General features: G+C 44.0%; 9 protein-coding genes and 4 tRNA genes. All 13 read right to left on the reverse strand.

The features are described 5' to 3' along the window. Nucleotide 1: 1 nt before the first annotated feature. On the reverse strand, nucleotides 2-4318 hold the full coding sequence (gene rpoC, locus Q1B04_RS03860) for a DNA-directed RNA polymerase subunit beta' (RefSeq protein ID WP_299755780.1): 4317 nt from the start codon (nucleotides 4316-4318) through the stop codon (nucleotides 2-4). Nucleotides 4319-4420: 102 nt separating this feature from the next. After that, a complete protein-coding gene (rpoB, locus tag Q1B04_RS03865; protein WP_299755782.1) occupies nucleotides 4421-8293 on the reverse strand; it encodes a DNA-directed RNA polymerase subunit beta in 3873 nt (1290 codons plus the stop codon). 161 nt (nucleotides 8294-8454) lie between these two features. After that, nucleotides 8455-8835: a 50S ribosomal protein L7/L12 gene (gene rplL / locus Q1B04_RS03870; protein ID WP_299755784.1), complete on the reverse strand. Its 381-nt coding sequence runs from the start codon at nucleotides 8833-8835 to the stop codon at nucleotides 8455-8457. Between the two features lie 42 nt (nucleotides 8836-8877). Further along, on the reverse strand, nucleotides 8878-9402 hold the full coding sequence (gene rplJ, locus Q1B04_RS03875; RefSeq protein ID WP_299755786.1) for a 50S ribosomal protein L10: 525 nt from the start codon (nucleotides 9400-9402) through the stop codon (nucleotides 8878-8880). A 4-nt stretch (nucleotides 9403-9406) separates the two neighbouring features. Beyond that, the gene (rplA, locus tag Q1B04_RS03880; RefSeq protein ID WP_266050554.1) at nucleotides 9407-10099 is read right to left on the reverse strand and encodes a 50S ribosomal protein L1; all 693 of its coding nucleotides are present in this window, start codon (nucleotides 10097-10099) and stop codon (nucleotides 9407-9409) included. A 14-nt stretch (nucleotides 10100-10113) separates the two neighbouring features. Next, entirely contained in the window at nucleotides 10114-10557 is a 444-nt protein-coding gene (rplK, locus tag Q1B04_RS03885) for a 50S ribosomal protein L11 (protein WP_299755790.1), read from the reverse strand. Between the two features lie 12 nt (nucleotides 10558-10569). Next, nucleotides 10570-11130, reverse strand: coding sequence for a transcription termination/antitermination protein NusG (gene nusG / locus Q1B04_RS03890; protein ID WP_299755793.1), 561 nt, complete (start codon nucleotides 11128-11130; stop codon nucleotides 10570-10572). Between the two features lie 11 nt (nucleotides 11131-11141). Next, nucleotides 11142-11333, reverse strand: coding sequence for a preprotein translocase subunit SecE (secE, locus tag Q1B04_RS03895; protein ID WP_299756197.1), 192 nt, complete (start codon nucleotides 11331-11333; stop codon nucleotides 11142-11144). 29 nt (nucleotides 11334-11362) lie between these two features. Next, nucleotides 11363-11435: transfer RNA gene (locus tag Q1B04_RS03900), tRNA-Trp, on the reverse strand. Nucleotides 11436-11542: 107 nt separating this feature from the next. Then, nucleotides 11543-12730, reverse strand: a complete 1188-nt coding sequence (tuf, locus tag Q1B04_RS03905) for an elongation factor Tu (protein WP_299755795.1) — start codon at nucleotides 12728-12730, stop codon at nucleotides 11543-11545. Between the two features lie 73 nt (nucleotides 12731-12803). After that, nucleotides 12804-12875 (reverse strand) — tRNA-Thr (locus Q1B04_RS03910). 109 nt (nucleotides 12876-12984) lie between these two features. Then, nucleotides 12985-13057: transfer RNA gene (locus Q1B04_RS03915), tRNA-Gly, on the reverse strand. 79 nt (nucleotides 13058-13136) lie between these two features. Continuing rightward, a tRNA-Tyr gene (locus Q1B04_RS03920) sits at nucleotides 13137-13219 on the reverse strand. Between the last annotated feature and the right edge of the window lie 123 nt (nucleotides 13220-13342).

The raw sequence follows: 13342 nt of genomic DNA on the forward strand, positions 1-13342 counted from the left end.
ATTATTTATTTTGTAATTCCTGCTGCTTTGTTTTCGTCGTCGTTTTTTTCGACTCAACAAGTGCATCATACTCGTCTTGGCTTCCTACAATCAGGTTCTGATATTCTCTCAATCCAGTACCTGCTGGAATTAGATGCCCTACGATTACGTTCTCTTTCAGGCCCAACAGTTCATCTGCTTTACCTCTTATAGCCGCTTCACTCAGTACTTTTGTAGTTTCCTGGAATGAGGCTGCTGAAATAAAGCTTTGTGTACCTAAGGATGCCTGTGTTATACCTTGTAGTGTTGGACGAGAAACTGCCGGCTGTGCATCACGCACTGTAACTAGTTTCATATCACGACGCTTCAGGCTGGAGTTCTCATCACGTAAACGACGTGGCGTTACTATCATGCCTGGCTTTAGGTTTGCAGAGTCTCCGGCTTCTTCAACAACTTTCATGTCGATTATATGGTCGTTCTCTTCCATGAAGCTAACCTTATCAACAGTCTGGTTTTCAAGGAAGCTTGTGTCACCTGCATCAACCACCACTACTTTCTGCATCATCTGACGAACTACAACTTCAATGTGCTTGTCGTTGATCTTCACACCCTGCAGACGGTATACTTCCTGAATCTCATTTACCAAGTACTCTTGTACTGCACCCGGTCCCTGTATATTCAAAATATCTGTCGGTGTTATAGCACCATCAGATAATGGCATACCTGCGCGAATAAAGTCGTTATCCTGAACCAGGATGTGCTTGGAAAGCGGTACCATGTACTTCTTCTTCACACCATCCTTAGACTCTATGAAAATTTCACGGTTACCACGCTTCACGTTACCATAGGTTACTACACCGTCAATCTCAGACACAACGGCTGGGTTTGATGGGTTACGAGCCTCAAATAATTCTGTAACTCGTGGAAGACCGCCTGTAATGTCTCTTGTCTTACCAATAGCACGCGGAATCTTCACCAGGATTTGACCTGCTTTAATTTTTTCTCCGTTTTCTACTGTAAGGTGAGCACCTACTGGGATGTTATAACCTTTAGACTCTCCGTTTTTCGGATTAACAATAATCGCCGGGTTCTGTGTTTTATCTTTAGTATCGATAATAACTTTCTCACGGTAACCTGTTTGCTCATCCGATTCCTCACGGTATGTAATACCTTCAATTATCGATTCGTATGTGATATCACCGTCGAACTCTGAAAGTATAACCGCGTTATATGGATCCCAGTTACATAGTACTGCACCCTTCTCTACAACCTGACCTTCGTTAACGTGTAAGAATGAACCGTATGGTACGTGGTTGCTGATCAGTAACTTTCCTGTGTTAGGGTCTACTACTTTCACCTCACCTGAACGTCCCATTACCACTTTAACAGGCTCACCTTCGTTATTGACAGTGTCTAGTGAACGAACATCCTCAAACTCAATCTTACCGCCAAATTTAGCAAGTATGGTTGCTTCTACAGCGATGTTAGATGCTGTACCACCTACGTGGAATGTACGGAGCGTAAGCTGTGTACCAGGCTCACCGATAGATTGTGCGGCAATAACACCAACTGCTTCACCTTTCTGCACCATAAATCCTGTCGCCAGGTTACGGCCATAACACTTAGCACAGATACCACGCTTAGACTCACATGTAAGAACTGAGCGTATTTCTACAGCTTCTATCGCCGTGTTCTCTATGTCACGAGCAACATCCTCTGTAATCTCTGTACCTGACTCTACAATCAGGTTATTTGTAATCGGATCATATACATCATGTACTGCTACACGACCAAGTATACGCTCTGACAATGACTCTACAATATCTTCATTGTCTTTTAATGCGCTTACCTCCAGACCACGAAGTGTACCGCAATCTTCTTCATTTACGATAACGTCTTGTGACACGTCTACCAATCGACGAGTCAGGTAACCAGCATCGGCAGTCTTAAGGGCTGTATCGGCTAGACCTTTACGAGCACCGTGAGTAGAGATAAAGTACTCGATTACATCCAGACCTTCCTTAAAGTTAGAAAGGATTGGGTTCTCAATAATCTCACCTACTGACCCTTGTAAGGATTTCTGAGGCTTAGCCATCAGACCTCTCATACCACCTAACTGACGAATCTGCTCTCTAGAACCACGGGCACCAGAGTGCATCATCATGAAGATTGAGTTAAAGCCCTGATCCTCATTTTCCAGACGGCGCATCAGAGTTTCTGTAATCTGGTTGTTGATACGAGTCCAGATATCAATTACCTGGTTGTAACGCTCGTTATCTGTGATAAGACCCATAGAGTAGTTCTGCCATACAGCATCTACATCTTTCTTAGCCTGCTCAACCAATATCTCTTTCTCTGCAGGAATATTGATATCACCCAGACCCATTGACAAACCACCTTTGTAGGCTGACTGGAAACCAAGTGTTTTAATATCATCTAAGAATTGGGCAGTACGAGCCATACCTGTTTCTTTGAATACTCTTGAGATTACCTGCTGAAGTTTTTTCTTTGTAAGAAGTTCATCAAGGTAGCCTACTGCCTCTGGTACAAACTGGTTGAAGAGTACACGACCGGCAACTGTTTCGATGAGTTTCATCTCCAGTTCGCCTTGCTCATTCTTCACCTTTGTTCTTACCTTAATGTAAGCGTGCTTAGAGATTCTCTTTTCGTTGATGGCAATTACAACTTCCTCCGCAGAGTAGAAGCTCATACCTTCACCTTCGATCTTCTCGTTTTCTGTACTACGCTTTCCTTTAGATACATAGTATAAACCAAGTACCATGTCCTGAGATGGTACCGCGATTGGGGCACCGTTAGCAGGGTTAAGGATGTTGTGCGAAGCCAGCATTAGCATAGAGGCCTCCAGTACAGCAGCAGGTCCTAATGGAACGTGCACCGCCATCTGGTCACCGTCAAAGTCGGCGTTGAATGCCGTACATACCAGTGGGTGTAACTGAATCGCCTTACCTTCGATCAGCTTAGGCTGGAAGGCTTGGATACCAAGTCTGTGTAGTGTAGGAGCACGGTTAAGGAGTACTGGATGGCCTTTTAGCACATTTTCCAAGATATCCCAAACAACTGGGTCCTTACGGTCTACAATCTTCTTGGCTGACTTTACAGTCTTAACAATTCCTCTTTCGATCAGCTTGCGGATGATGAACGGCTTGAAAAGCTCAGCTGCCATGTTCTTTGGCAGACCGCACTCATGCAGCTTCAGTTCAGGGCCAACCACAATTACTGAACGGCCAGAGTAGTCAACACGCTTACCAAGCAAGTTCTGACGGAAACGTCCCTGCTTACCTTTTAGCATGTCAGAAAGCGACTTCAGCGCACGGTTACCCTCTGCACGAACAGCGTTCACTTTACGTGAATTGTCAAACAGAGAGTCTACTGCTTCCTGCAGCATTCGCTTCTCGTTACGAAGGATTACCTCTGGAGCTTTAATCTCAATCAGACGCTTCAGACGGTTATTACGGATAATTACCCGTCTGTAAAGGTCATTTAAGTCAGATGTAGCGAAACGGCCACCATCCAACGGAACTAGAGGACGAAGTTCTGGTGGAATAACCGGAACCATGCGGATGATCATCCATTCTGGTCTGTTCTCAATACGAGTTGTTGCGTCACGGAATGCTTCTACTACACGCAGGCGCTTCAATGCTTCAGCTTTACGCTGCTGCGAAGTCTCGTGTGCGGCCGCGTGGCGCAGCTCATAGGAAAGATCATCCAGGTTGATACGCTCCAGCAGCATTTGCAGCGCCTCGGCACCCATCTTCGCAATAAATTTGTTCGGGTCGTTGTTGTCCAGAACTTGATTCTCGCGCGGCAGTTTATCTACCATGTCCAGGTATTCATCCTCAGTCAGGAAGTCCAGCGTGTTTACACCGTCTTCTGCAAGTATGCCTGGCTGAATAACTACATATCTTTCATAATAGATGATCTGGTCAAGCTTCTTGGTTGGTAAGCCTAACAGATAACCTATTTTGTTTGGTAGGGATTTGAAGTACCAGATGTGCGCAACAGGAACAACCAACTCAATGTGGCCCATACGCTCGCGGCGCACTTTTTTCTCAGTCACCTCTACACCGCAACGGTCGCAGATGATGCCTTTGTATCTGATTCTTTTATACTTTCCGCAGTGGCATTCCCAGTCCTTCACGGGTCCGAATATTCTTTCGCAGAACAGACCACCCATCTCAGGCTTATAGGTTCTATAGTTTATGGTCTCAGGTTTTACTACCTCCCCGTTGGAACGCTCCAGAATTGACTCCGGTGAAGCCAAGCTGATCGTTACCTTTGAGAAGTCCTGAGTTAGCTTTTTGTTTTTCGCAAATGCCATATTATTAGAATAATGTCGATACAATGAATATGCCTTACAGCTTAACCAGTATAAGTATGCAAAGCGCTTTGGCTTATGCCGCAGCGCTTTGCTTTATACTTTCTACTCCAGTGTTATCTCCAGAGCCAAGCCTCTTAACTCATGAATCAGAACGTTGAATGATTCCGGTATATTTGGCTTAGGCAGTACGTCGCCTTTCACGATAGCCTCGTAAGCTTTCGCGCGGCCTATCACGTCATCTGACTTCACTGTAAGAATCTCTTGCAGTACGTTTGAAGCACCGAAGGCTTCCAGCGCCCACACCTCCATCTCACCAAAACGCTGGCCACCGAACTGGGCTTTACCGCCCAATGGCTGCTGCGTGATGAGAGAGTATGGTCCGATAGAACGGGCGTGCATCTTATCATCAACCAAGTGACCTAGTTTCAGCATGTAGATCACACCCACTGTTACTGGCTGGTCAAATCTGTCGCCTGATAAACCATCGAACAGGTATGTTCTACCGAAACGTGGCAACCCTGCTTCAGCAAGCTCAGCTGATACCTGCTCTTCAGTAGCACCGTCAAAGATTGGCGTTGCATACTTGCGGCCCATCTTCAGACCTGCCCATCCAAGTACAGTCTCGTAGATCTGTCCGATGTTCATTCGGGAAGGTACACCAAGTGGGTTAAGCACGATGTCCATTGGAGTTCCATCCTCTAGGAATGGCATGTCCTCATCACGAACGATACGCGCCACGATACCTTTGTTACCGTGACGGCCCGCCATCTTATCACCTACTTTCAGCTTACGCTTCTTAGCAATGTATACTTTGGCGAGCTGTACAATACCTGCGGGTAACTCATCTCCTACTTCAAGGGTAAAACGCTCACGCTTGAAGTGTGCTGATACTATGTTACGGCGCTTGTTGTAGTTCTTCACAAGCTCAACCAGCATGCTGTTTGCTTTGTCGTCAGCAGTCCAGTTTTCCAAGATGAGGTCTTTGAACATGTTCACCTCTTCCGGAACAGCGTAGTTGCTCTCGTCCTTGTAAGGATTTTTTTCAGGGAAAAGAGCCTCTGTGATATTTCTGCGAGAGAATTTAGATCCTTTAGTTAGGATTTCATCGCCAAACTTGTGACGGATACCCTGTGAAGTTTTACCTTCCAGCAGATCCACCAGCTTATCTACCATTACATTTTTAATGGCAGTAAGCTCTTTAGAGTATTTTACCTTCAGCTCCTCAACCTCTTTCTTAGATTTGGCACGAAGGTTCTTATCTTTCTTAGGACGAGAGAATAGTTTGGTTTCGATAACCACACCATTCAATGATGGAGGCGCCTTAAGGGATGCGTCTTTCACATCTCCAGCTTTATCACCAAAGATCGCTCTCAGCAGTTTCTCCTCAGGGGTTGGATCAGTTTCTCCTTTTGGAGTAATCTTACCAATTAATATATCTCCTTCACGAACCTCTGCACCAATGCGAATGATACCATTCTCATCTAAGTTACGAACAGCCTCCTCACTTACGTTTGGAATTTCAGAAGTCAACTCCTCTTCACCACGCTTCGTCTCACGAACTTCTAGCTCAAACTCCTCGATGTGGATTGAAGTGAAAATATCATCACGTACAACACGCTCAGATATTACAATAGCATCCTCGAAGTTATAACCTTGCCATGGCATGAACGCCACTTGCATGTTTCTTCCGATTGCCAGCTCACCATCGTTAGTTGCATAGCCCTCGCAAAGAGGTTCACCTTTTGTAACGCGCTGTCCTTTTTTTACAAGAGGAGTCAGGTTAATACAAGTATCCTGGTTTGTTCTTCTGAATTTAACCAGCTTGTAAGTTACATACTCAGCATCAAATGAAACCAGCTTCTCCTCATCAGACAGATCATACTTTACAACGATCTTGTTAGCGTCTACAAAGTCAATTTCACCGTCGCCTTCAGCAATAACCAGTGCTCTTGAGTCAATAGCGGCTCTTCTTTCAAGGCCAGTACCTACAATAGGGGCTTCAGGCTTTAAAAGAGGAACTGCCTGACGTTGCATGTTTGACCCCATTAGGGCACGGTTGGCATCGTCATGCTCTAAGAACGGAATAAGAGAGGCTGCTACCGAAACAATCTGGTTCGGAGCAATGTCCATATAAGTATAAGTATTCGGCTCTTCAACCGGGAAGTCACCTTCAAAACGGCCTTTTACTCTTTCATTGATAAAGTTACCTTCATCATCAATCAGTGCATTAGCCTGTGCTATGTGATGCGTATCTTCTTCCTCTGCTGTCAAATATTCTACAGAGCCATCCACAACCACTTTACCTTCCACCACTTTTCTGTATGGTGTTTCAATAAAGCCCATGTGGTTAACACGTGCGTGTACACAAAGTGAAGAAATAAGACCAATGTTTGGACCCTCTGGAGTCTCAATAGTACATAGTCGGCCGTAGTGTGTATAGTGAACGTCACGAACTTCAAAACCAGCACGCTCTCTTGAAAGACCACCTGGCCCAAGAGCAGATACACGACGCTTATGCGTCACTTCTGCAAGCGGGTTCGTCTGGTCCATGAACTGAGAAAGCTGGTTAGTTCCGAAGAACGAGTTGATTACAGAAGACAATGTACGCGCGTTGATTAGATCAACTGGCTTAAAGTCTTCATTATCACGCACATTCATACGCTCTTTGATAGTACGGGCCATACGGGCCAGGCCTACTCCAAACTGCGCATACAGCTGCTCACCCACAGTTCTTACACGGCGATTGCTCAAGTGGTCAATATCATCCACAACAGCTTTAGAGTTGATCAAACCTATCAGGTATTTTACAATAAGGACGATATCCTCATTCGTCAGTACCTTAGCTTCCCAGTTTGAATCAAGACCTAGCTTTTTATTGATTCTGTAACGTCCAACTTCTCCAAGGTCATAGCGCTTATCAGAGAAGAACAGCTTCTGAATAATATCACGAGCTGTCTCAACGTCTGGCGCTTCTGTGTTACGCAGTTGGCGATATATCTGCTCTACAGCTTCTTGCTCTGAGTTAGAGTTGTCCTTCTGTAGCGTATTATATATAATTGCGTAATCTGCTATATTAACATTCTCGCGGTGCAGAATTATAGACTGCACACCTGAGTCGAGTATAATATCTATATCTTCTGGGGTTATTTCAGAGTCACGCTCCAGAATAACCTCATTTCTATCTATTGATACTACTTCTCCTGTATCCTCATCCACGAAGTCTTCAGTCCATGTTCTTAGAACACGGGCAGCAAGTCTACGGCCGATAGAGTTCTTTAAAGTGTTTTTATCTGCAGGAACTTCCTCTGAAAGACCGAACAGGTCTAGAATATCTTTATCTGTACCATAACCAATAGCACGGAGTAGTGTAGTAACCGGGAATTTCTTCTTCCGATCGATGTAAGCATACATTACGTTATTCACGTCTGTCGCAAACTCAACCCAAGAACCTTTAAAAGGTATAATTCTGGCAGAATAAAGCTTTGTTCCGTTTGTATGCTTGCTTTGTGCAAAGAATACGCCAGGTGAGCGGTGCAACTGAGACACAATAACACGTTCAGCTCCATTGATAACAAAGGAGCCTTTTTCTGTCATGTATGGGATGTTGCCTAAGAATACCTCCTGCTCAATAGTTTCAAAATCCTCGTTATCCTCATCATTACAGATCAGGCGAAGTTTTGCTTTTAGAGGAACAGAATAGGTAAGGCCCCTGTCAATACTTTCATCAACAGAGTATTTTGGAGGATCTATATGATAATCGATAAACTCCAGTACGAAGTTTTCACGTGAATCTGAGATAGGAAAGTTTTCGGCAAACACCTTAAACAATCCTTCCTGCGCTCTATTCTCAGCTGGTGTCTCCAGCTGAAAGAAGTCCTGGAATGACTGTACCTGAACATCCAAAAAGTCAGGATAATCAATCACCGACTTTATAGAGGCAAAATTGATTCTATCTGTCGTTTTATTCTTAGCCAAAGCCTTGGAATTTTACGTTTATAATCATTTACGAGCACACAGAGTCCAAAACAGCTGTGGGCAAAAAAAAGATCCAATTTTATTTGAATCTATATACAAACAGGAAAAGACCTGACGAATTTGCCAGGTCTACCTGTTCTCAGTATGTTGATAAAGCGGGATTATTTTACCTCCACTTCAGCACCAGCTTCTTCCAAAGATTTCTTCAGTGAATCTGCTTCGTCCTTCGCTACACCTTCCTTCAAAGTTTTAGGAGCACCGTCAACTAGCTCTTTAGCCTCTTTCAGGCCAAGTCCAGTAAGCTCTTTTACAAGCTTAACTACTGCTAGTTTCTGAGCACCAGCTGCCTTAAGGACTACGTCAAAAGAAGTTTTCTCTTCTGCAGCAGCTCCTCCTTCAGCGGCACCACCACCAGCCATCATAACTGGAGCAGCAGCAGCAGGCTCAATGCCATACTCATCCTTAAGAATCGTAGCTAGTTCGTTAACTTCTTTAACAGTCAAGTTTACTAACTGCTCAGCGAATGCTTTCAAATCTGCCATTTTTATAGAAATTAAAAGTTACTTATTGATTACGTTTTTAAATTATTCTTTTTCTGATAAAGTTTTCAAGATACCCGCCAGCTTTCCTCCGCTGCTCTGCAGTGCAGAAACAACATTCTTAGCAGGTGACTGAAGAAGACCAATGATATCGCCGATAAGCTCATCCTTAGACTTGATTTCAGACAGCATCTTCAGTTGCTCATCGCCAATAAATATACCACTGTCGATGAATGCACCTTTTAATTGAGGAAGGGTACTCCCTTTCTTTCTGAAATCCTGAATCAGTTTCGCTGGTGCATTGCCTGATTCTTTAGAGAACAGGATACCGGAAGCGCCCTTTAAAACATCATCAAGCGCAGAAGTATCAGCTTCTAAAGTATCAAGCGCTTTTTTAATAAGTGTATTTTTGTACACTCTGTATTCGATACCACGATCGAATGCCATTCTTCTGAACGCGTTGATGCCAGCTACAGTCATTGTTGAGGCATCAGTAATATAGAAGTAGTTTGTATTGGCTAACTTCTCGCTCAGGTCTTTTACAATTATCTCTTTTTCTTCCCTGGTCATGTTCTTAGATAGTTGCGTTCTTGTCAACGATTACGGCCGGGCTCATTGTGCTAGACAATGTAATGCTCTTGATGTAAGTACCTTTAGCTGAAGATGGCTTCAGACGGTTAAGCGTCTGAATTACTTCGTTTGCATTGGCAGCAAGCTGCTCTGCAGAGAAGGAAACTTTACCAACACTCGTGTGGATGATACCAAACTTATCAACTTTGAAGTCGATTTTACCAGCTTTTACTTCTTTAACTGCTTTGGCTACATCCTGAGTAACTGTACCCGACTTAGGGTTTGGCATTAGGTTACGAGGACCTAATATTCTACCCAAACGACCTACCTTAGCCATAACTGCAGGCATGGTGATAATCACATCAACATCTGTCCAGCCTTTTTCGATCTTCTGAATGTAATCATCAAGACCAACAAAGTCAGCGCCAGCGTCTTTTGCTTCCTGCTCTTTATCTGGAGTTACCAGAGCAAGTACCTTTACTTCTTTACCAGTTCCGTGAGGCAGTGTAACGATACCACGAACCATTTGGTCGGCCTTACGTGGATCTACGCCCAAACGTACATCAATATCAACAGAGGCATCAAATTTTGTGAAGGTAATGTCCTTTACAACTGAGGCGGCATCTGTCAGAGAATACTCTTTTGCTAGATCGGCTTTGGCTAAAGCCGCTTTTCTATTTTTCGAAATCTTTGCCATTTTCCTTCAACTTGTTATTCGTTCCACGGAGCTGTACCAGACACTGTGATACCCATGCTTCTTGCTGTTCCTGCCACTTGTTTCATTGCAGATTCCAGTTTGAAAGCGTTCAGGTCAGGCATCTTCGTCTCTGCGATTTCTCTTACTTGATCCCATGTAACTGAACCAACTTTGTTACGGTTAGGCTCTTTAGAACCGCTCTTTATCTTAGCGGCATCCATTAGCAACACTGGAGCAGGTGGAGTCTTAACAACGAAGTCAAATGACTTGTCTGCATAAATTGTAATCAAAACTGGTAACACCTGGCCTGCCTTATCTTGAGTTCTAGCATTAAACTGCTTACAGAACTCCATGATGTTAAGACCCTTAGAACCAAGTGCAGGTCCAACCGGTGGCGATGGGTTCGCGGCACCTCCCTTTATCTGAAGCTTCAGATAACCTTTTATTTCCTTTGCCATTATATGTATTTACTACGATTCTTTTTCTACTTGCATGTAGTTCAGCTCAACTGGTGTGTTTCTTCCGAAAATTTTCACCATAACGTTAAGCTTTTTACGCTCTTCGAATACTTCCTCTACTGTGCCTGAGAAACCACTGAATGGACCATCCATTACTTTCACAATCTCTCCCACTACAAATGGAGTATCCAGCACCTCTGCCTGCTCTTCAGCCTCATCTACAGTACCCAAAATTCTGTTTACTTCAGATTGTCTCAAAGGAACTGGCTTCTTAGCAGGTGAACCTTTCTCATCAGTTCCTAAAAACCCGATAACTCCAGGAGTGCTAATTATAATATGCTCTGCCTCACCATGTGAAAGGTCTGCGTGAACAAGTACGTATCCTGGAAAGAAGCTACGCTCTCTGATTCTTTTCTTACCTCCACGCATCTCGTAAACTTTCTCTGCAGGTATTAATACCTGAGGAACATATTCATCAAGATTGTGACGCATGATTTCATTCTCCAGGTAAGCCTTGGCTTTTTTCTCCTGACCACTAACGGCGCGAACTACATACCACTTTAAATCAGCCATGTATATCTAATTTAAAACTGGTTGTAAAACCAAGTCAGTACTGTATCGAACCCAAAGTCCATAGCACCAACCACTAAAGCAAAGATCAAAGACCCTATCAACACCAATACAGAACTGCTCTGCAATTCCGAATATGTTGGCCAAGAGACTCTATCCTTCATCTCTTCAACAGTGTCGTTAATATAGGTTCTAATATTGCTCATCGCTTCGCTTACCAGATAGTTAAAAATTGCACGGGTGGAGAGACTCGAACTCCCAGCCAATGGTTTTGGAGACCACTACTCTACCAATTGAGCTACACCCGTAAAAAAATGCACGCCAATTTTTTATTGGAGTGCAAATTTATTCATAAGTTTTATGAAAACAAACCCGATCTCGAAAAAACTTTCAAGATCGGGCTCGATTCATATTATTAGTCAAGGATTTCAGTTACCTGACCGGCACCTACTGTTCTACCACCCTCACGGATAGCGAAGCGTAGACCTTTCTCCATCGCTACAGCGTTAATTAGGTTAACCTCGATAGTGATGTTATCACCAGGCATAACCATTTCTACGCCTTCTGGAAGCATGATCTCGCCAGTAACGTCTGTGGTTCTGAAGTAGAACTGTGGACGGTACTTGTTAAAGAATGGAGTGTGACGTCCACCTTCTTCTTTAGAAAGAACGTAAACCTCTGCTTTGAATTTAGTGTGAGGCTTAACTGAACCTGGCTTACAGATAACCATACCACGACGGATATCAGTTTTCTCAATACCACGAAGAAGTAGACCTACGTTGTCACCAGCTTCACCTCTATCAAGGATCTTACGGAACATCTCAACACCAGTAACTACTGACTTCAGGTTCTCAGCACCCATACCCAGGATCTCAACCTGCTCACCAGAGTTGATCACACCACGCTCGATACGGCCTGTAGCAACAGTACCACGACCAGTGATAGAGAACACGTCCTCAACTGGCATCAGGAATGGAAGGTCAATCAGACGCTCTGGAAGTGGAATCCAAGAGTCAACAGCAGACATCAATTCTTCGATAGTGCTTACCCATTTCGCATCGCCGTTCAAGCCACCAAGAGCTGAACCTTGAATTACTGGGATGTTATCGCCGTCGAAGTCATAGAAAGAAAGCAGTTCGCGGATTTCCATTTCAACAAGCTCAAGAAGCTCTGGGTCATCCACCATATCTACTTTGTTCATGAATACTACAAGCTGAGGTACACCTACCTGGCGAGCAAGAAGGATGTGCTCACGCGTCTGTGGCATTGGGCCATCAGTAGCAGCAACCACAAGGATAGCACCGTCCATCTGGGCAGCACCAGTAACCATGTTCTTCACGTAGTCAGCGTGACCTGGGCAGTCAACGTGTGCATAGTGACGGTTTTCTGTAGCGTATTCTACGTGTGATGTATTAATAGTAATACCTCTTTCTTTTTCTTCAGGAGCGTTGTCGATTGAAGAGAAGTCACGAAGTGAAGCAAGACCTTTGCTAGCCAAAACTGTAGTGATAGCAGCAGTCAAAGTTGTTTTGCCGTGGTCAACGTGACCGATAGTACCGATATTTACGTGCGGTTTGGAACGGTCAAATGTTTCTTTAGCCATTGTATGATATTAAATTAAGGTTAAAACGTTTAAGTTTATGTCGCGCTTTTAAATATACACGTAACGGACTGTGAGCCAACGATGGGAATTGAACCCACGACCCCTTCCTTACCAAGGAAGTACTCTACCCCTGAGCTACGTCGGCTTTTAAATCCACCAGAAAACTACAACCCTATTTACACTAAAAAGGAAGCTCATCTGCATGAATTTCCTTCTCCAGTCCTTATTAGCAAATATGTTTTCTGACTTAAATGAGCGGGAGACGAGGGTCGAACTCGCGGCCTATAGCTTGGAAGGCTATCGCTCTACCAACTGAGCTACTCCCGCTTATGTTTTAATTAAAAGAACTTTGAGCAGGTGAATGTTATTACAAAATTCACCTGCTCATTCGTTCAATCTTCTAGTGTGGGGAGAGCAGGATTCGAACCTGCGAAGTCGTAAGACAACGGAGTTACAGTCCGTCCCATTTGGCCGCTCTGGAATCTCCCCGAAACTAATTCTACATTAAATTAGCAGAACTTTCCTCCTTAGACTTTTACCGCTTGCGCCATGTTTTTCGTTCTAAGGAGATGCAAAATTAAACCCTTTTTGTTGTAAGTCAAATATTCATGC

The organism is uncultured Pontibacter sp. (assembly GCF_947495565.1).
Lineage (GTDB): Bacteria > Bacteroidota > Bacteroidia > Cytophagales > Hymenobacteraceae > Pontibacter.

Coding starts and splice junctions, on each gene's coding strand:
- rpoC (WP_299755780.1), bottom strand. CDS start 4,318: ATGGCATTTGCGAAAAACAAAAAGCTAACTCAGGACTTCTCAAAGGTA.
- rplL (WP_299755784.1), bottom strand. CDS start 8,835: ATGGCAGATTTGAAAGCATTCGCTGAGCAGTTAGTAAACTTGACTGTT.
- rplJ (WP_299755786.1), bottom strand. CDS start 9,402: ATGACCAGGGAAGAAAAAGAGATAATTGTAAAAGACCTGAGCGAGAAG.
- rplA (WP_266050554.1), bottom strand. CDS start 10,099: ATGGCAAAGATTTCGAAAAATAGAAAAGCGGCTTTAGCCAAAGCCGAT.
- rplK (WP_299755790.1), bottom strand. CDS start 10,557: ATGGCAAAGGAAATAAAAGGTTATCTGAAGCTTCAGATAAAGGGAGGT.
- nusG (WP_299755793.1), bottom strand. CDS start 11,130: ATGGCTGATTTAAAGTGGTATGTAGTTCGCGCCGTTAGTGGTCAGGAG.
- secE (WP_299756197.1), bottom strand. CDS start 11,333: ATGAGCAATATTAGAACCTATATTAACGACACTGTTGAAGAGATGAAG.
- tuf (WP_299755795.1), bottom strand. CDS start 12,730: ATGGCTAAAGAAACATTTGACCGTTCCAAACCGCACGTAAATATCGGT.